We start from the raw sequence: 19267 nt of genomic DNA, 5'->3' as shown, positions 1-19267 counted from the left end.
GCGCGGCTGCTGAACCGTTATATATACTTCGTATACGTTTCGTATATAGGGGGTAGCATGGGTATTGTGAATATCGACGATGAGTTGCACGATCAGCTGCGCAAGGCCAGCGTCGTCTCGTGCCGGTCGATCAACGCGCAGGCGGCGTTCTGGGTCAAGATCGGCATGTTGTGCGAAATGAATCCGACCGTGAGTTTCAATGAGATCGTCGCCCGCGAATTGCGCGCGGCGGGGGTGGTGCCGCAAGCCATCAAGGCGGCCTAGGGATGACCAAGCGTCCTGAAGAAATTGCATTGCTCGCCGAGGCGGGCAAGCTGCTGGCGGAAGTGTTCGGCCACCTGGACCGGCTGAATCTGATCGGCATGTCCACCATGGCGGTGAACAACCTGGTTGACCGCCTGATCGTCGATACGCTGGAGGCACGCCCGGCCAGCAAAGGGCAGTACGGCTATGCCTATGCACTGAACTCCTCCCGCAACAACGTGGTCTGCCACGGTGTGCCCTCGGACTCCGAGCTGCTGCAGGACGGGGATATCGTGAATTTCGATATCACCCTGGAGAAGAACGGCTATATCGCTGATTCCAGCAAAACCTATCTGGTTGGCCAGGTCTCGCCATTGGCCAAGCGCCTGGTGCAAGTGACCTATGAGGCGATGTGGAAAGGCATCAAGGCCGTGCGTCCCGGCGCCCGGCTCGGCGACGTGGGTCATGCCATCGAGCGCCACGCGCGCAGGAATGGCTATTCGGTGGTGCGTGAATACTGCGGTCATGGCATCGGGCGCGAAATGCACGAACCTCCCCAAGTGCTGCACTGGGGGAAGCCGCAAACCGGCCTGGTACTGCGCGAAGGCATGGTGTTTACCATCGAACCGATGCTCAACCAGGGGCGCAATGCCGTCCGCACCGAAGACGACGGCTGGACTGTCGTTACCAACGACGGCCAACTGTCCGCCCAGTTCGAGCACACCGTCGCGGTCACCCGCCACGGCGTGCGTGTCCTGACGCTGCGCCCCGAGGAAAAGGCCTTGCGGGCGTGATCCGCAGGGTGGACGGCTCCGCCGTTCACGCGTTCCGCTATTTCGCCGCAAACGCCTTCTTCAGCGCCTCCGCCGCGAACTGCTCGGCCTCCTTCGCTTTCGGCACCACGGCGCCCATGCCGAAGAATTCGTGCGTCACGCCGCTGTACTCCTTGTAACTGACCGGCACGCCGTCCTGCTGCAGGCGCTCCGCATACGCTTTCCCTTCGGAGAGCAGCGGATCGATTTCGGCCGTGACGACGGTCGCCGGGGGCAGGCCCTTGAGCGAGGCGGCTTTCATCGGCAGCGCGTAGGGATTGGCCGGGTCGCCGCCATAGTGCTTGAAGAACCAGGCCATCATGGCCTTGTTCAAGGGCTTGGCGTTGGCGTTGCGCTTGTACGAGGGGCGGTTCATGTCGTTGTCCACGACCGGGTAGACCAGCAACTGGTGCACCGGCAGCGCGACCTTCCGGTCGCGCGCCATCATCGAGACAACGGTGGCCAGGTTGCCGCCGGCGCTTTCGCCACCCACGGCGACGCGGGTCGGGTCGCCATTGAATTCACGCGCATGGTCGATCGTCCACTGGTAGGCCGTGAACGCGTCGTTCGGGGCGGCAGGGAAGGGATGCTCGGGCGCCTGGCGGTAGTCGACCGCGACCATGATGGCATTGGCCATCTTCGCCAGCGCGCGCGGAGTCGCGTCATAGACTTTGGTGTCGGCGATCACGAAGCCGCCGCCGTGGTAATACACCATCACCGGGAACGGACCCTTGCCCTCGGGTGTGTAGATGTGCACCGGGAAGCTGGCGGCGCCGCTGCCGATGGTCATCGTCTTGACGGTTACACCCGCTTCCGGCGCGGTCGACTTGCCCATCTCGCCCATCACCTTCTTCACCGCGTCGGCCGGCGTCGGCTGCTTGCGCGCTTCTGCCGGCGTCAGTTTCTCGATCGGTTTCGGTTTCAGGGACGCCATCGCGTCGAGCACCTTTTGCATGTCTGGTTCGGCTTTGGGCGGCTTGGCGGACTGGGCCCAGGCCCCGGTCGCCAGCAGCACCCCGGCTGCCAGCAGTGTCAGTGGAAGCGCTTTTTTCATCTTTTTCACCTCTTTTTCGTCAAATCGGCAGCATGCAGCGCGGTGCGCTGCTCCTGGTTGCCGAGCACGGAGAGTGGACGGCAAGGGCGCCCCCGTCGGTGCGCGAACGCGCACTGACGAATTTGACGAAGTTTGTGAGGTGGCCCCGCAATTGTTTGGGACGTTCAGTCAAGTAACGTAGGGCTACGCTTTGTGGTGTAATTGAACTCTTTGCCTGAAGTATCCCCATGCGAGGAATATTCATCGGTTGGCTGCACGGTTGGCTGCACGGTTTCCTGCCGCAGCCACTTGCCACTGGCCGCTTCGACGTCGTCCGCTCGGCGCTCGGCGCCTGCCTTGGCCTGTTCGCCACCGCGCTCTTCACCCACCTGCTGGCGCCTGGCCAGGCAGCCTGGCTGATCGCGCCGATCGGCGCATCGAGCGTGCTGCTGTTCTGCGTGCCGGCCAGCCCGCTGGCCCAGCCCTGGTCTGTGGTGGGAGGCAATACCCTGTCGGCGCTGGTCGGCGTCGCCTGCGCCCAGCTGGTCCCGGATTTCCTGCTGGCCGCGGCGCTCGCCGGCTGCCTGGCGATCGCAGCGATGTTCGCGCTGCGCTGCCTGCATCCGCCGGGCGGCGCCGTGGCCCTCACCGCCGTGCTGGGCGGGCAGGCGGTACACGAGAGCGGCTTCCTGTTTGCCTTGACGCCGGTCGCCCTGAATTCCGCCCTGGTCGTGGCGACGGCGTTGCTCTACAACAACCTGACCGGGCGCCGTTATCCGCATGCGCAGCACGCCGCCGACAAGAACCTGCACGCGACCGGCGACCCGGCCCCGGAGGCACGCCTCGGCATCACCGAGGACGACCTGGAAGCGGCCCTCGAGCGCTATGGCGAGGTGCTCGACGTCAGCCGCGACGACCTGCTGGCCATCGTCGAGGACGCTCGCCAGCTGGCGCTGGCGCGCCATTTCCGCGAACGCACCTGTGCCGAACTGATGTCCACCCACATCATCGCCTTGCACCCGCGCGACACGGTCGACCATGCTCGGACCCTGCTGCTGCGCCACCGCCTGCAGTCGCTGCCGGTGCTCGACGGCGAGCGCCATATCCTTGGCGTGCTGGCGCAGGAAGACCTGCTGCGCCAGGCCGGCTGGGGCGCGCGCCTGCGCGCGCTGGTGCCGGGCGCCGGCCAGCGGGTCGCTGCCGTGATGCAGCAGCGGGTGGCGGCCCTGGGGGCCGACGCGCCGCTCGCCGAGCTGGTGCCGCTGCTGCGCGACGGGCGCTACCACCAGGTCGTCATCACGGGGGCCGATGGGGCGGTGGTGGGGATTGTCAGCCGCTCGGACCTGCTGGCCGCGCTGGTGGAGCAGAAACTGGAGGCGGCGTGAGCGGTTACCTCAGGCGGCGCTCGGCGATCCGGGTGAGCAGGCTATTGAGGGCCGCAAGATCGACCGGTTTCGCAAACAAATCATTGAAACCGGCCGCCAGCGCCTGCTGCCGGTCCTGTTCCTGCGCGTAGCCGGTGACGGCGATCAGGACCGCGCTGGCCGTGGCCGGCAGCGCGCGCAGGGCGCGGGCCAGGTCGAAGCCGTTCATGCCCGGTAAGCCGATGTCGAGCAGGCACACGTCCGGCGCGAATGCCGGCAGCGCCTCTAGCGCGGCGCGCGCCGCGTGCGCGACCGACACCTGGTGCCCGAAGGCCTCGAGGAACATCGCCAGCGTCGCCGCGGCATCCTCGTTGTCGTCGACGATGGCGATGCGCAGCAGTGGCGGCGCCTTCGTTCCCTGATGGGCGGCATCCAGGCCCGGCAGGGCCCCGATGCCGCTGGACCTGGGCAGGCGGACCTGGAAGGTGCTGCCCGCATCCAGCCCGTCGCTATGGACGCTGATCGTGCCGCCGTGCAGCAGCAGCAGGCTTTTCACGAGGGCGAGGCCGATGCCCAGGCCCCCCTGGCTGCGGTCCAGGCTGCGCTTGCCTTGCGAGAACAGGTCGAACGCATCGGCGATGAGCTCGGGCGTCATGCCGATGCCGTCGTCGCGCACCGTGATCACCAGGTGGCTGTCTTCAGTCTCCAACAGCACGCCGATGTTGCCGCCGTTCGGCGTGTATTTCGCGGCATTCGAGAGCAGGTTGGTCATCACCTGCACCAGGCGTTTGCGGTCCCCCAGCACGATCGACGGCGCCGGCGACAGGCCGACCGTCAGCCGGTGACCGTGCTTCTCGACCAGCGGGCGCACTTGCTCGATAGCGTCGGCGATCACGTCCTTCGCGTCGAGGTCGACGGTATCGAGGTCGACCCGGCCCCGTGTCACGCGCGACACGTCGAGCAGGTCGTCGATCAGGCCGGTCATGTGCCTGGCCTGGCGCGCGATGATGGCGCTGGTGCGCTGCACGGTGGCCTGGTCGACGTTCCGGCTGGACAGGATCGCGGCGGCCGAGGTGATCGGCGCCAGCGGGTTGCGCAGTTCGTGCGCCAGCATGGCGAGGAATTCGTCTTTCTTCTGGTCGGCATCGCGCAGGGCTTCCTCGGCGCGGATGCGGTCGGTGACGTCCATCTGCCCGACCACGGCGCCGATGATGGTTCCCGCCGCGTCGCGGATCGGCGCGCCCTGGTTCAGGACAATGCGCCGCCGTGGCGGCTCGTCGAACGACTCGACCTCGATGACCTGGCGCGGCGCCGCTTCGCCGGCCAGGGCCCGCGCCATCGCCCATTCGTCCTCGCGCAGGCGCTGGCCGTGCTTGCTCGAGCCGTCGGCCCACCAGCCCTTCCATTCCACGTATTCGTGGATGTCGGCCGACATCGGGTGGCCGCCCCAGATCTTGCGGTTCTCCGCATTCACGCGGACCAATGCGCCGCCGGCGTCGGCGACGATGATCCCGACCGGCACGGCCTCCAACAGGGCGTCGAGCCGGCGCCGCTCGCCCTCGGCCTGGCGCGCCACCGCCAGCGCCTGGGCCTGGCTGTCCTGCAGGGCCTGCTCGGCGTTCTTGCGTTCGGTGATGTCGCGGTAAAACACGGCCAGGCCGCCATTGGCCGGATACGCGCGAATGTCCATCCAGTAGCCGCGGCCGTCTGGAAACACATATTCCTGCTCAAAATTGACGGCCACGCGCTGCGTCATCGCGCGCCGGTAATGATCGGCGACGGCCAGCGATTCCGAGCCGGGCCAGACGTCCCAGTGGCTGCGGCCCAGCATGTCCCGTGCCTCGCGGTGTTCGAAGCGCATGGCGCCGGCGTTGATCTGGCGCAGGCGAAATTCCGTATCGAGGAAAATGAAACCTTCGTCCATGCCCTCCAGCAGGCGCCGGCTCTGGTCGCGCTCGACCCGCAGTTCTTCCTCGACCGATTTTTGTTGCAGCAGAAGCTGTTCCTGGTCCTTGAAGGATTTCCGCAGTTCGATCAGGCTCATCACCTGGCGCGCCAGCGTTTCGAGGACGAAGCGCTGCTGGGCAGACAGGCCCTGGGGCCGCGGTTTGAGGTCGAGCACGCACAGGGTGCCGAGCGGAATCCCGTCGGCGGTCATGAGCAGTTCGCCGGCGTAGAAGCGCAGCCCGGGCGCGCCGGTCACCAGTGGATTGCCGGCGAAACGCGGGTCGAGCAGGGTGTCGGGAACGACCATCTGCCCTTGCTGCAACAGGGCGAACTTGCAGATCGAGTCGTCCAGCGGCATGTCGCGCACCCCCAGCCCGATCTCCGACTTGAACCACTGGCGGTCATCGGCCAGCAGGTTGACGGCGGCGATCGGCGCGTCCAGCAACTGGCTGGCCAGGCGGGTCAGGTCGTCAAACGCGCGTTCGGGCGGCGTGTCGAGGATGCCGTAGGAGTCGAGCACCGCAAGGCGCGCCTGTTCGGTCGAAGGGGAGGGCGGTGCGGTCGGCAAGGTGGCTGCTCGGTCTTACGCCACGTCAGCGCCGCAGCACTTCTTGAACTTCTTGCCGCTGCCGCAAGGACAGTCGTCGTTGCGGCCCGGTTTCGGGGTGTCGTGGCGAACGGTTTCTACCGCAGCCTTGCGCAGCGGCAGCCAGTAGCGGTAGATCGCGGGCAGGTTCGCTTCGACCTCGAGCGCCAGGTGGTGGGCCTTGGACGGGTCTTCGACCAGCGGCAGTTCGGCTTCCTCGATCTCGTCGGCGCCGAGCAGGTAGAGCGGACGCATCAGCTCGGCCACCTCGGACTCCCAGATCGGCTCCCAGGAACCCGGGCGCAGCTCCATGCCTTCCCAGAAGCCCCAGCACCAGGCTTCGCCGTCGATCAGGGTCTGGCCATTGTGCTCGTGCTCGCAGTACAGCGGCTCGAACTCTTTCGGCGCGACTTCGAAGGTGATCAGCACTTCGTTCATGAAGCGCATGATCAGGTTGAGGATGCGTTCCTCTTCCTTTGCGTTCTTCCATTTTGGCGCGGCGCCGTCTTCCTCGCCCCAGACGCGCGGCAGCCACTCGGCCGGCATGATGGTCTCCGGGCCGATGGCAATGGCCGTCAGGTAGCCGTGCAGGGTATCCATCGTCATCGCGTCGTCCGGGCTGCGCTCGGAGAGGAGGAACTGGTCGAGTTCGTCGAATTCTTTTTCGGTGAGGGGCTGTTCGAGTTGCATGTGGGCTCTTCTTTCAATGAAGGTCGCAGTTTAACGCCAGCGACCGGCGCGCGCACCAAATAAAACGCGCCGAGAGCGCGTCGCCGTACAATGGCGTTTATGCATACCGAGTCTACTTCTTCCGCCAATGCGGCGTCGCATCCCTTTTCCAGCCTCGAGCCGAGCCGGGTGCTTGACGCCGTCGAGAGCGTCGGCCTGCGCGGCGACGGGCGCCTGCTTGCGCTCAACAGCTACGAAAACCGGGTCTACCAGGTCGGCCGTGAGGAGGGTGATCCGGTGGTGGTCAAGTTCTACCGGCCGGCGCGCTGGAGCGACGAAGCCATCCTCGAGGAGCACGCGTTCGTCGCCGAGCTGGCCGAGCGCGAAGTGCCGGTGGTGCCGGCCGAGGTGATCGATGGCCGCACGCTGCACGAATTCGAAGGTTTCCGCTTTTCCGTCTTCCCGCGCCGCGGCGGACGGGCACCGGAACTGGACGACCCGAAAGTGCTGGAGTGGACCGGCCGCTTCATCGGCCGCATCCACGCGGTCGGCGGCCTTGCAAGCTACCAGCTGCGCCCGGCGCTCAATGCCCAGACCTTCGGGCGCGAGCCCTTCGAATTCGTCTGCCGGAACAACTTCATCCCGGTCGAACTGCGCGCCACCTATACCAGCGTGGTCGAGCAGGCCCTGCTTGGGGTGGCGCGCTGCTACGAGCGCGCGGGCGAGGTGCCGCTGCTGCGCCTGCACGGCGACTGCCATGGCGGCAACGTGCTGTGGACCGGGGACGGCCCCCATTTCGTCGACTTCGACGACAGCCGCATGGGCCCGGCCGTGCAGGACCTGTGGATGCTGCTCTCGGGCGAGCGCCAGGACATGGTGCGCCAGATGGCCGACGTGCTGGCCGGCTACGAGGATTTCTGCGATTTCGACCCGCGCCAGCTGTACCTGGTCGAAGCCCTGCGCACCCTGCGCCTGATCCATTATGCGGGCTGGCTGGCGATGCGCTGGGACGACCCGGCCTTTCCCGCCGCCTTCCCGTGGTTTAACACCCAGCGTTACTGGCAGGACCGTATCCTGGAACTGCGCGAGCAGGTGGCTCTCATGGATGAGCCGCCACTGTGGCCGGTCTGAGCGTCTCAAAAAGCCCACATGGGGCGTTGCACCGTCTCGCCGTACTAGCGTACTGTCTTCGACGGTGCGCCTTGCCCTGTGGGCTTTGTGAGACGCTCTAATAATTGAATCACGGAATTGCGCGCCTTTTACCGCGCAGCTTCGCGTGACGGGATTGCTGGGTTTGGTCGATAATGGATTGCGCGCGATCTCCCCGACTGCGCCAGCCTGAACGAGAAACGCCATGGAAAACCTGCCAGCCCAAGACGACGATACCGACATTACGATCGACCTGCCATCGGCCCCCGGCCGCGCGCTGCCTGGCGCGCCTGCGGCCAGTCACGGCCCGGTAGAGAAGGTCGCGATCAAGGAAGCGATCGCGCGCGTCGAAGCGGAAGCCAGGGCGAACGTCGCAGCCGAAAGCCGGGCCCACGCCGAAGCGCGCGCCCGCTCGCTGGCCGAGGAACGCGTGGCGATGGATGCCGCCGCCGCCGCGGCCGCGCTGGCCAACGCCCAGGCATCGGAAGAAGCCATCGAAGCCAACCGCGACCGCCTGGAGACGCTGCGCGCCGCGGCCCAGGCAGCGGGCGAGCGGCTGGAAGCGATGCGCCAGGAAACGGCCGAGCTGCGTGCCCGGGTACAGGCCGATACCGAAAGCCGCCTGGCGACCGAAGCGCGTTCGCGCGCCGCCGAGGATGCGCGCCGGCGCGCCACCGAACAGATCGAAGCGGAAGCGGCGATGGCGATCGAGGCCGCGCGCGCCGCCGAGGAATTGCTGGTCCAGGCCGAAGACGCGCGCCGCCAGGCCGCCGAACGCGTCGCGGCCGTGCAGGCCGCGCGCGACGCCGTGCTGCACAGCGCCGCCGCCGATGCGCGCGTCTCGGTGCTGGCGCGCGAGCGCGAGCGCGCCGAAAAGGCCGCCGCCGAAACGGCGGAAAAGCTGGCCGAAACCGAGTCCGAAGCACTCGAGTTGGCGCTGGCCCGCGAACGCGCCGACCAGGTCGCGCTGACCTCGGCCTTTGCCCGCGCCGGCGCCGAAGCGCGCGCCCTGGAAGAAGCACGGGCGCTGGCCCACGTCGAGCATGAGCGCGCGTCGATCGCCCAGGCCCAGGCCGACTCGCAGCGGGTCGCGGCCGATACCCTGCGCGCACGCCTGCAACTGGAAAAACAATTGCGCGACGCCGCCGTGCATCGCGAGCGGGTCGAAGCGATGGCCGCCGCCAGTGCCGAAGCACGGGTGCAAGCCGAGGCGCGCATCGTCGCCGCCACCGAAGCCCGCATCGAAGCGGACCGCAAGCTGCGCGATGCGGCCGACGCGCGCGCCGAGGCCGAGCACGAAGCGGGTCTGCAAGTCGAAGCACGCCTGCAGGCGGAAACCGTCGCGGCGGCGCACGCGCAGCAGCGCGCCGAAGCCGACCGCGCCGCAGCCCAAGCCGCGGCCTTCGAGGCGCAGGAGCAGGAACGCGAACGGCAACTGGCCGAGCAGCGCGCCGTCCAGGCCCAGGCCGCGGCCGAAGCGCGCGCTGCCGCCAACGCGGCGCAAGCGGCCGCGATCGAACTCGAGGCCCAGGAGGCCGCGCTGGCCGTGGATGCGGCAGCGCTGGCCCAGCGCCGGCAGGGCCAGGCCGAGCAACTGGCAAACGCCGAGCGCGAGCGCCTCGCGATCGAGGAAGCGGCACTGGCCCGGCTGGAAGAAAAGCTGGCCGCCGAACGCGCGCTGGCCGCCGCCGCCGAGGACCGTGCCCGGGCCGAGCTGCATGCGGCATCGCTGCTGCGCGAGCAGGCCGAGGCCGAGCGCCGCATCGCCGACGCGCGCCAGGCCACGCTCGACGCGCAGCGCGAGGAAGCCGCCAGGGTGTTCCAGCAGGCAGCCAGCGAGGAAGCTGCCGCAAGCGCAGCCGGGGCGCGCGCTCAGGCCGCAGCCGGGCTGGCGCAGCTGCAGGCCGAGCGCGCCGCGGGCGAGGAAGCAGCCTTGCGCGCCACCGCCACCCTCGCCGAAACCGAACAGCAGGCAGTGCTGGCCGCGCGCGATGCGCTGGCGCTGGCCGAAAGCGAACTGGCGGCCCAGCGCGAGCGGCTGGAAGCGGAAACGCGGGCCGCGACAGCGGCGGCGGCGCGCCTGGCATCCGAACAGGAAACGCTGCTCGCCGCCCGGGTGCGCGCCGAAGCCGAGGAAGAAGCCGCGCGCCTGGCGTGCGAGCGCGAACTGGCCGAGGCGGCCGCTGCCAGCTCGGCCCTGGAAAAGCGCGACGCCCAGCGCGCGCTGCTCGAGCACGCCCAGGCGCACGCGGAGATGCAGCGCAAGACGGCCGCCACCACCTTGCAGATGGCCGACGCCCGGCGCGAGTTGCTGGCGCTGGAAACGAAGCGGCTGGAAGAGCAGGCCGCCGAGCTGTCGGCAACGGAGGACGCGATCAACGACCGCAAGGCCGAAGAGCGCCAGCGCGCCGCGTCGGAAAACATCACCCGCGAAGTCCTGGGCCGCCTGAAGCAGCTGCCCTCAGCCCAGCAGGCCGCCGCCCGCCTGGCTGAAGTCATCCTGCACCAGCGCCGCTCCGGGAACGATTAAGGGCGCCCGGCAAGACCTGCCACTTGCTCCTGGAGCGGTCGTTCCCAGGACGACATCGGCTGAACCTGCAGTCCATCGAAAATCCTCCCGCCATCCCGCCGGGGGATTTTTTTTGCCCGCATGAAGTCTCTCCGTTATGCAGCAACCGCAGTCGCCGTTGCCTTTCGTCCGGCGGCTATTGCCTGGAGCGAACATGATGGAAAAGCAGACCAAATTCAATCTCTGGTACATGGCCTTTGCGCTGCTCGGCGTCTTGCTGCTGCGCGATGCATGGGTACTCGTGCGCGAGGTCGAGCCCCTGCCGTACAGCCAGTTCATGGCAGAACTGAAAGAGGGCAATGTGGAGGAAATTGCCGTTGACCCGAATTACATCCGGGGCAAGCTGCGCAAACCGCTGCAGGACGGCAGCACGCGCTTCGTCACCACCCGCGTCGAGACCGACCTGGCGCGCGATCTCGCCCCGTACAATGTGCGCTTTACCGGCGTCGTGCAGAACACCTTCTTCCGGACGCTGCTCGGCTGGATTCTCCCCGCGGTCATTTTCTTCGGCATCTGGATGTTCCTGATGCGCCGCCTCGCCGACCAGGGCGGCCTCGGCGGCAGCTTCATGTCGATCGGCAAGAGCAAGGCCAGGATCTATGTCGAAACCGACGTCAAGGTCAGCTTCGACGACGTGGCCGGTGTCGATGAATCGAAGGAGGAACTGAAGGAAATCGTCAACTTCCTCAAGGAGCCGAAGGTGTATGGCCGCCTCGGCGCGCGCACGCCCAAGGGCGTCCTGCTGGTGGGGCCGCCCGGCACCGGCAAGACCCTGCTGGCACGCGCGGTAGCCGGCGAGGCGGGCGTGCCCTTTTTCTCGATCAGCGGCTCGGAATTCGTCGAAATGTTCGTCGGCGTCGGCGCCGCCCGCGTGCGCGACCTGTTCGAACAGGCGCGGCAGAAGGCGCCTGCGATCATCTTCATCGACGAGCTCGATGCGCTCGGCCGCGCGCGCGGCGCCTACGTCGGCGGGCATGACGAGAAGGAACAGACGCTCAATCAATTGCTGGTGGAGATGGACGGCTTCGACCCGACATCGGGCCTGGTGCTGCTGGCGGCGACCAACCGTCCGGAAATCCTCGACCCGGCTTTGCTGCGCGCCGGCCGCTTCGACCGCCAGGTCCTGGTCGACCGGCCGGACAAGGCGGGGCGGCTGCAGATCCTGAATGTGCACATACGCAAGATCAGGACCGCGCCCGACGTAGACCGCGAGAAGATCGCGGCGCTCACGCCCGGCTTCTCCGGCGCCGACATCGCCAACCTCGTCAATGAGGCGGCGCTGCTGGCGACGCGCAGGAAGCAGGAAGCCGTCAGCATGGATGACTTCACCGGCGCCATCGAACGCATTGTCGCCGGCCTCGAGAAGAAGAACCGCCTGCTCAACCCGCAGGAGCGCAAGATCGTCGCCTACCATGAGATGGGCCATGCGCTGGTCGCCATGTCCTTGCCTGGCAGCGATCCGGTGCACAAGGTGTCGATCATTCCGCGCGGCGTCGGCGCACTCGGCTACACCCTGCAGCGGCCGCTCGAGGACCGGTTCCTCATGACGCGCGAGGAACTGGAGAACAAGATGGCGGTGCTGCTCGGCGGACGCGCCGCCGAGCATGTCGTGTTCGGCCACCTGTCCACCGGCGCGGCGGACGACCTGGCGAAGGTGACCGACATCGCGCGCAGCATGGTCACCCGCTATGGCATGGACAAGAAGCTGGGCCATCTTGCCTACGAGGAGGAGCGCCAGTCGTCCCTCGGCATGCCCCTGGCCGAACGCCGGGGGCGCGACTACTCGGAAATGACGGCGCGCGAGATCGACTGCGCGGTGCGCGAGATCGTCGAGCAGGCGTTTGCGCGCGCGGTGGAATTGCTCAGCGCGCGGCGCCAGCTGCTGGAAACGGCCGCCAGGCGGCTGATGGACAAGGAAACGCTGGGCGAGGAAGAACTGGCTAGCCTGCGGGAAGCCATGCCGGTGGCTGCCTGAGCTGCAATGACTGTGCGGCCGTAGCGCGTGGGCGGAGGGCCGCCCGCGCTACATAAACTGACTTACTGCACCGCCGCCGGCGCATCGCTCGGCGCCACCGGATTCTTCGGCCCCGTATTCACGGCGGTGACGAAATACTCGGTTTCGCCAAAGCAGCTGGTCGGCACGCCGCGGTGCTGTTCATAGCTGATCTCGACGCGCTGCCCCATGGTCGACTCGAGCTTGCGTACCAGGCTGTCGTCGCGCACGGTAAAGGCGAAGCGCTCGGGGATCGCACCTGGCATGCTCGAGAGCAGGATCTCGCCTTCCCAGGTCTTGCACAGCCAGCCCTTCTTCGAGAATTTCTGCAAATAGCCGGCCCGCGTGCCTTCGGAATACGACCAGGTCAGCGTGAACCAGGTGTACAGGGCGAACACGACGACGAGGGCGACGAGCACGGAGAGCAGGATGGCGATGGAGCGTTGCGGCAGGGCTTTCGGCATGGTTGTTCTGGTTCGGTAAGGTAGAGGAAGTGGCGCCATTCTGCCACGGTCGCTCCGATTGTCAAAATGGCAGCGCGTGTCCGCACACAATTACACCACTTCGGCCTTGTCGCGCGCTTCTTCGAGCTCTGTGCGCTTGCGGTGGCGGATCGACGACCACAGCGACACGACGATGAAGGCCAGGCCGGACAGGCCCGTGAACCATTCGGGAATGTGGTAATGGACATTCGCGAACATGATCAGCGCCAGGATGCCGATCGCATAGTGCGCGCCGTGTTCGAGGTAGATAAATTCCTGCAGCGTGCCCTTGTAGACCAGGAACACCGTCATCGAGCGCACGAACATCGCGCCGATCGCCAGGCCCAGCATGATGATGACGACGTCGTTGGTGATGGCAAAGGCGCCGATCACGCCGTCGAAGCTGAACGAGGCGTCCAGCACTTCGAGATACAGGAAGCCGCCGATGCTGCCCTGGGAAATCATCTTGCCGATGGTCGGGTCTTCTTCCTCTTCCTCCAGCAGGCTGCTGATCCACTTGACGCCGATATAGATCAGCACGCCGACGACGCCCGCCGTCAGCACGGCCAGCTTGCGTTCCTCGGGCATCAGGCTCATGGCGAAGAACACGGCCAGTAGGGTGAGCAGGGTGGCCAGTCCTTCGGACCCGTACTTGCCGAGCTTTTCCTCGATCCAGCCGAGCCAGTGCAGCTCTTTCTGGTTGTCGAACAGGAAATTCAGGAAAACCAGCATCAGGAAGGCGCCGCCGAAGGCCGACACCTCGGCGTGGTGCTCGGTCAGGTGGCGTGAGTATTCGTCCGGGGTCTCGATCGCCATGTTCCAGACGTCGACCATGCCGAGGCCGGTGGCGACCGAGACGATCACGAGCGGGAACAGCAGGCGCATGCCGAACACCGCGACCAGGATGCCGACGGTCAGGAAGAGCTTGCGCCAGAATTCATTCCAGTGCTTCAGCACCGAGGCGTTGACGACGGCATTGTCGAAGGACAGCGAGACTTCGAGCACGCCGAGCACCGCAGTGATCCACAGCGCGCTGGCAAGGCCGGCCACGCCGCCGCGCTCGTACCCCCACCAGCCGGCCAGGATCATCAGCACGACAGTCACTGCAATGGATATCCTGAAGTGCCGCATGCTGCCTCCTTTCCTATTGGTTGAAATGCCACAGTTTTGGAGCATCTTACGCGCGGGCCGGGGAGGGCGGCGCAGCGCAGGTCGCCGCCGCGCATTGCTTCTGCGATAATTCCGCGCGGCCCTCATCACGAGTAAACCTGCACGCAACATCCGCATGCAACCCGCATGGCAAACACACTAGGAACAGAATGGACTTCGCTTACCTCGTTACACCGGTGCTGACCTGGATGGTCGTCGGCCCGATCAAATTCCTGATCAACAGTGCGCGCCAGCGCCGCTGGGCGTTCAACCTCGTCGGCAACGGCGGCTTTCCGAGCAACCATAGTTCAGTGGTGACCGCGATGGCGACGCTGATCGCGCTGCGCGAGGGGATCGATCACCCGGCCTTTGGTGTGGCCGTCACGCTGGCCTTCATCGTGATGATCGACGCGAACAGCCTGCGCCAGCACGTGGGACGCCAGGCCGCTGCCATCAACCGCCTGGCCGTTGACGTGACCGGCCACATCATCCTGCGCGAGCGCATGGGGCATACCCTGGTCGAGATCTGCGGCGGCATCGCCACCGGCATTGGCATGGGCTTCCTGATCCACGCCGTTTTCAGCGCATAAACCGGCAGAAGCGCAGTATAGGCGCCGGCATCGGCGCGTATGCATTTCATCGTGCGCGCTTGCAGTCCATCGCGCCAGAATGCAGTTCATCCATACAAAACCACAGTGGGCGGGATCGTCAATTGACGGGTGGGGTCGCCTCCCGGATACTGCGCGCTGAAGATATCCATTCCAATTTTATAAAAACATTCAGCGTCCAATCGGGAGATCCAACTCATGCTGCGCAACACTCTACTTGTCCTTGCCATTGCGTCCGCCCTGGCCGCCTGCGGCAAGGAGGCGAAAGACCCCAAGGCTGCGGCCAAGGACAACAAACCGAACCAGCTGCTGGTCGCACCCCAGGATTTGCTGACGGTGCAAAGCGATGCGCTCGCCTCCGGCCCGGTGATCACCGGCTCGATCCAGCCTGAGCGGCGCGCCGACCTGCGCGCCGAGGTCTCGTCTGTCGTGTTGCAGGTACTGAAGGAAAACGGCGAAGTCGTCAAGCGTGGCGACCTGCTGGTGAAACTCGACGAGACGGCGATCCGCGACAGCCTGTTGTCGGCCGACGCCGGCGTGCGCGCGGCAAGCCAGGCACTCGAGCAGGCGAACCGCCAGCTCGAGCGCCTCAAAACCCTGCGCGCCTCGGGCATGACCTCGGCTGCGGCCCAGGACGAAGCCGAAGTGCGCCGCAACACTGCCCAGAGCGAACTGTCGGCAGCCCGCAGCCGCGCAGCGGCCGCGCGCCAGCAGATCTCGCGCACCCAGGTGCGCGCGCCCTTCGACGGCATCGTCAGCGACCGCAAGGTCTCGGCCGGCGACACCGCCACCCCGGGCAAGGAACTGGTCAAGGTGATTGACCCGACCAGCATGCGCTTCGAGGGCCGCGTCTCGACCGACAAGATCGCCACCGTGAAAGTCGGCCAGCCGGTCAAGTTCCACATCAACGGCTATGGCAACCAGCAGTTCACGGGCGTCGTCAAGCGCATCGACCCGTCGGCCAACGCCATCACCCGCCAGGTCGAGGTGCTGGTGGGCCTGACCGGCGAGCAGCCGAAAGTGGCCGGCCTGTATGCCGAAGGACGGATCGATGCCGCCACCTCGAATGCGCTGATGCTGCCGGAAAGCGCGATCGTGAAAGCGGGTGACAAGAACTACACCTGGCGCGTGAAAGGTGCACAGCTGTCCAAAGTCGACCTGCAGGTCGGCATGCGCGACCAGCGCACCGGCAACATCGAGATCAAGTCGGGCCTCGCCGCCGGCGACACCGTGCTGCGCAACCCGAGCTCGAACCTGAAGGATGGCCAAAAGGTGGAGCTGACGGGCCCGCGCGTGGCCAGCGCTGCTACTGCGGCTACCGCGCCGGCCAAAGGGAACTAAGCCATGTTCCTGTCCAATTTTTCTGTCAAGAAGCCGATCGCGACGATCGTGCTGATCCTGGGCATGATGTGCATGGGCCTGCTGGCCCTGTCGAAGCTGCGCGTCAACCAGGAACCCGACGTCGACATCCCGGTGATCGTGGTGAACATCCCGTATCCGGGCGCCTCGCCCGAGACCAGCGAGCGCGAGATCATCGACCGCCTGGAAAAGCAGATGCAAAGCGTGCAGGGCGTGACCGAGGTCACGGCCTATGCGAACGAAGGCAGCGCCACCCTGGTGATGGAGTTCGACTTCGACCGCAACCTGATCGAAGCCTCCGACGACGTGCGCAACGCCATCTCGGCGGTGCGCTACAAGCTGCCGATCGAGATGCGCGAGCCTATCCTGCGCCGCGTCGACCCGGCCGCGCGCCCGATCATGGGCCTGGCGCTGTCCTCGAAAGGGCAGACCCATGCCGAACTGTCCCGCCTGGCCGAAGACGAGCTGGCGGACCGCTTCCGCGGCATCGACGGCGTCGCCACGGTGAGCGTGAATGGCGCCCTGCGGCGCGAACTGTCGGTGCTGCTGCGCGCTGAAAAGCTGCGTGAATACAATGTTTCGGTTAACGAAGTGGCGGCAGCGCTGCGCAACCAGAACACCAATGCGCCGGTGGGCAAGGTGCGCGGTGAGATGGACGAGAAGGGCATCCGCCTGATCGGCCGCATCGAGCGTCCGGAAGACTTTTCGCAGATCGTCGTCAAGCGTAGCGGCGATACCATCGTGCGCCTGAACCAGGTGGCCGAGATCCAGGACGGCTTCGCCGACATCGACAGCGCCTCGATCCACAGCGGCAACCCGAACGTCGGCATCCAGGTCGTCCGCTCGCGCGAGGCGTCGACCGTGTCGATCGCCAAGCGGGTGCGCGAAGAAGTGGCCGCGATCAACAAGGAACTGCCGAAGGGTACCGAACTGACGATCACCCGGGATGGCGGCGAGGAAGCCCAAAGCAGCCTGAACAACGTGATCGAGTCGCTCGTCTTCGGCGCCGTGCTGACCGTGTTCGTCGTCTACGCCTTCCTGAACTCGTGGCGCTCGACCCTGATCACCGCGCTGTCGTTGCCGACATCGGTGCTGGCCGCCTTCATCGCGGTCTGGCTGTGCGGCTTCACCCTGAACTTCATGACCCTGCTCGGGCTTTCGCTGGCGATCGGCGTGCTGATCGACGACGCCATCGTGGTGCGGGAAAACATCGTGCGCCACATGGAGATGGGCGCCGACCGCCGCACCGCCGCGCTGGTCGGCACCTCGGAAATCGGCATGGCCGTTGCTGCGACCACGTTCTCGATCATGGCCGTGTTCATTCCGGTTGCCTTCATGCCGGGCATCTCGGGCGAATGGTTCGGTCCGTTCGCGCTGACCGTGACCTGCTCGGTGCTGGTGTCGCTGTTCATTTCGTTCACGCTCGACCCGATGCTGTCGGCCTATTGGGGCGACCCTCCAGGTCACCACCATGCGCCGAAGAAGGGCATCTCGAAGGTGCTGGCCCGCTTCAACGACTGGTTTGACCGCCAGGCGGCCCGTTACGGCAACGTGATCGCCTGGGCGCTGCACCACCGCCGCTGGATGGGCGCAATTGCCGTGGCCAGCTTCGCCGGCGCGATCGCCTTGCAGCACTTCTTCGGCGGTACCAGCTTCCTGCCCAAGGGCGACGGCAACAAGATCATGATCGAAGTGCGCACCCCGGCTTCGTCGAGCCTGCAATACGCCAAGCTGAAGATGCAGCAGGCGGAGTCGCTCGCGCTGTCCATGAAGGAGGTGCGTGCCACCGACGTCGTGGCGCGCCCGAACGGCGGCCAGATCTATGTCGAGATCGGCAAGCGTAACACCCGCCAACGCAGCGCCGCCGATATCGCGGCCGAGCTGCGTACCAAGGTCGCCGGCCTGGTCGGTGCCGAGTACACCGTTCAGGACGACCTGAACGGCAACGGCAAGCCGGTGCAGATCGAATTCACGGGCGCCGATTCGAGGAAGCTCATGGAGCTGACTTCGGCCTACATGGAGAAACTGCGCCAGGTGCCGGGTGCGGTCGACGTCACGCTGTCGCAGCAGGACCCGAAGAACGAGCTGCAGATCGAGCTCGACCGTGGCCTGGCAAACTCGATGGGCGTGTCGGTCAGCGACGCCGCCACCGCCTTGCGCGTGGCCTTCGCGGGCATCGAAGTGGGCGACTGGGTCGACCCGACCGGCGAAACGCGCGACGTCGCGGTGCGCCTGCATCCGGAAGACCGCGTCAACATCGAGAACATCGAACGCCTGCCGATCCTGATCGCCGGCACCAACACCATGGTGCCGCTCGAGCAGATCGCCCGCATCAGCATGGGCAAGGGTCCGTCGGAAATCGTGCACAAGGACGGCAAGCGCGTGATCACCGTGTCGGCGAATGCCCAAGGCCGTTCCAACGGCGAAGTGACGCAGGACGCAATGGCCCTGGCCAAGACCTTCGACTTCCCGCCAGGCTATGGCCTGGCCCTCGGTGGCGCCGGCAAGGACCAGGCTGACCTGTTCGGCGCGATGATCACTGCATTGCTGAGCGGTATTGGCCTGATGTACCTGATCCTGGTGATGCAGTTCGGCTCGTTCACCGCGCCGTTGGGCGTGATGATGTCGCTGCCGCTGTCGCTGATCGGCGTGGTGCTGGCGCTGCTGCTGACCGGCGGCACGCTCAACCTGATGAGCATGATCGGCATCATCATGCTGATGGGCCTGGTAGCGAAGAACGCGATCCTGCTGCTCGACGCGGCGCGTGCCCTGGAGGCGGAAGGCTATGACCGCGAGGAAGCGCTGATGAAGGCGGGGCGCATGCGCCTGCGCCCGATCCTGATGACGACCTTCGCGCTGATCGCCGGCATGTTGCCGGTCGCCCTGGCGTTGGGCCCGGACGGCAAGTTCTACCAGCCGCTGGCCGTGGCCATCATCGGCGGCACTATCACCTCCACCTTCCTGACCCTGCTGGTGGTGCCGACCTTCTACGACAGCATCGAGATCGCACGCGACCGCATGGCGGCCAAGTTCCACCGCCGCGCCGAGCGCTATCACGGCATGCCGGCCTTCCTGATGACGTTTGTGGAAGCGATCCTGACGCTGACCTTCGTGCGCCTGCTGTATCGCCTGGTCATGCGTGGCGTCGGTTACGCCACCGGCCGTCCTCCGGCGAAACCGGTGCCGCTGGTGAAAGCGCCGCTGCCGAAGGTGACCGAAGGCGTCTGAACCGAGCCTTGGTAGTTGTCTCGTCCTAAGATAGGTTGACAGGGTTACGGCCTTTTTCGTTACCCTTTGGATGTTG

At 66.3% G+C, this 19267-nt stretch carries 14 protein-coding genes; 9 read left to right on the top strand and 5 right to left on the bottom strand.

Annotation, left to right across the window (positions count from 1 at the left end; all coding sequences use genetic code 11):
- Window positions 1–57: 57 nt before the first annotated feature.
- Together ACFPN5_RS21015 and map are read left to right on the top strand one after the other, a co-directional pair.
- Window positions 58–264: a ParD-like family protein gene (locus ACFPN5_RS21015; RefSeq protein WP_379785770.1), complete on the top strand. Its 207-nt coding sequence runs from the start codon at window positions 58–60 to the stop codon at window positions 262–264.
- Between the two features lie 2 nt (window positions 265–266).
- Window positions 267–1037 (top strand): type I methionyl aminopeptidase, encoded by a 771-nt coding sequence (gene map / locus ACFPN5_RS21010; protein WP_379785769.1) that lies wholly within the window; start codon window positions 267–269, stop codon window positions 1035–1037.
- Window positions 1038–1074: 37 nt separating this feature from the next.
- Here map and ACFPN5_RS21005 read toward each other — a convergent pair whose 3' ends face one another.
- Window positions 1075–2109 carry an alpha/beta hydrolase gene (locus tag ACFPN5_RS21005; RefSeq protein WP_379785768.1) on the bottom strand — a complete coding sequence of 345 codons (1035 nt, stop codon included), beginning with the start codon at window positions 2107–2109 and terminating at the stop codon, window positions 1075–1077.
- A 227-nt stretch (window positions 2110–2336) separates the two neighbouring features.
- Between ACFPN5_RS21005 and ACFPN5_RS21000 the strand changes: the two genes are divergently transcribed.
- The gene (locus ACFPN5_RS21000) at window positions 2337–3473 is read left to right on the top strand and encodes an HPP family protein (RefSeq protein ID WP_379785767.1); all 1137 of its coding nucleotides are present in this window, start codon (window positions 2337–2339) and stop codon (window positions 3471–3473) included.
- Window positions 3474–3477: 4 nt separating this feature from the next.
- Here ACFPN5_RS21000 and ACFPN5_RS20995 read toward each other — a convergent pair whose 3' ends face one another.
- Window positions 3478–5967 carry an ATP-binding protein gene (locus ACFPN5_RS20995; RefSeq protein ID WP_379785766.1) on the bottom strand — a complete coding sequence of 830 codons (2490 nt, stop codon included), beginning with the start codon at window positions 5965–5967 and terminating at the stop codon, window positions 3478–3480.
- 15 nt (window positions 5968–5982) lie between these two features.
- Window positions 5983–6675: a UPF0149 family protein gene (locus tag ACFPN5_RS20990; protein ID WP_379785765.1), complete on the bottom strand. Its 693-nt coding sequence runs from the start codon at window positions 6673–6675 to the stop codon at window positions 5983–5985.
- Window positions 6676–6774: 99 nt separating this feature from the next.
- Here ACFPN5_RS20990 and ACFPN5_RS20985 point away from each other — a divergent pair, with 99 nt between their 5' ends.
- From ACFPN5_RS20985 to ftsH, 3 genes are all read left to right on the top strand, one after another.
- Window positions 6775–7785, top strand: coding sequence for a serine/threonine protein kinase (locus ACFPN5_RS20985; RefSeq protein WP_379785764.1), 1011 nt, complete (start codon window positions 6775–6777; stop codon window positions 7783–7785).
- 223 nt (window positions 7786–8008) lie between these two features.
- The gene (locus ACFPN5_RS20980) at window positions 8009–10333 is read left to right on the top strand and encodes a coiled-coil domain-containing protein (protein ID WP_379785763.1); all 2325 of its coding nucleotides are present in this window, start codon (window positions 8009–8011) and stop codon (window positions 10331–10333) included.
- Between the two features lie 196 nt (window positions 10334–10529).
- Window positions 10530–12347, top strand: coding sequence for an ATP-dependent zinc metalloprotease FtsH (ftsH, locus tag ACFPN5_RS20975; protein ID WP_379786093.1), 1818 nt, complete (start codon window positions 10530–10532; stop codon window positions 12345–12347).
- Window positions 12348–12409: 62 nt separating this feature from the next.
- Here ftsH and ACFPN5_RS20970 read toward each other — a convergent pair whose 3' ends face one another.
- Complete coding sequence (locus ACFPN5_RS20970) at window positions 12410–12829, bottom strand: hypothetical protein (protein ID WP_379785762.1); 420 nt, start codon at window positions 12827–12829, stop codon at window positions 12410–12412.
- Between the two features lie 90 nt (window positions 12830–12919).
- Window positions 12920–13978, bottom strand: coding sequence for a DUF475 domain-containing protein (locus ACFPN5_RS20965; protein ID WP_379785761.1), 1059 nt, complete (start codon window positions 13976–13978; stop codon window positions 12920–12922).
- Between the two features lie 188 nt (window positions 13979–14166).
- On the opposite strand from ACFPN5_RS20965, the gene ACFPN5_RS20960 reads away from it, so the two are divergent.
- The 3 genes from ACFPN5_RS20960 to ACFPN5_RS20950 all read left to right on the top strand — a co-directional run bounded on the left by ACFPN5_RS20960 (window position 14167) and on the right by ACFPN5_RS20950 (window position 19191).
- Window positions 14167–14586 carry a divergent PAP2 family protein gene (locus ACFPN5_RS20960; protein WP_379785760.1) on the top strand — a complete coding sequence of 140 codons (420 nt, stop codon included), beginning with the start codon at window positions 14167–14169 and terminating at the stop codon, window positions 14584–14586.
- 216 nt (window positions 14587–14802) lie between these two features.
- Window positions 14803–15945, top strand: coding sequence for an efflux RND transporter periplasmic adaptor subunit (locus tag ACFPN5_RS20955; protein WP_379785759.1), 1143 nt, complete (start codon window positions 14803–14805; stop codon window positions 15943–15945).
- Between the two features lie 3 nt (window positions 15946–15948).
- On the top strand, window positions 15949–19191 hold the full coding sequence (locus tag ACFPN5_RS20950; protein ID WP_379785758.1) for an efflux RND transporter permease subunit: 3243 nt from the start codon (window positions 15949–15951) through the stop codon (window positions 19189–19191).
- The last annotated feature ends 76 nt before the right edge of the window (window positions 19192–19267 follow it).

Source organism: Massilia niabensis (genome assembly GCF_042655085.1).
GTDB lineage: Bacteria > Pseudomonadota > Gammaproteobacteria > Burkholderiales > Burkholderiaceae_D > Telluria > Telluria niabensis.
Note: the sequence above shows the minus strand (reverse complement) of the source record. Positions and strands in the feature narration are given on the sequence as shown.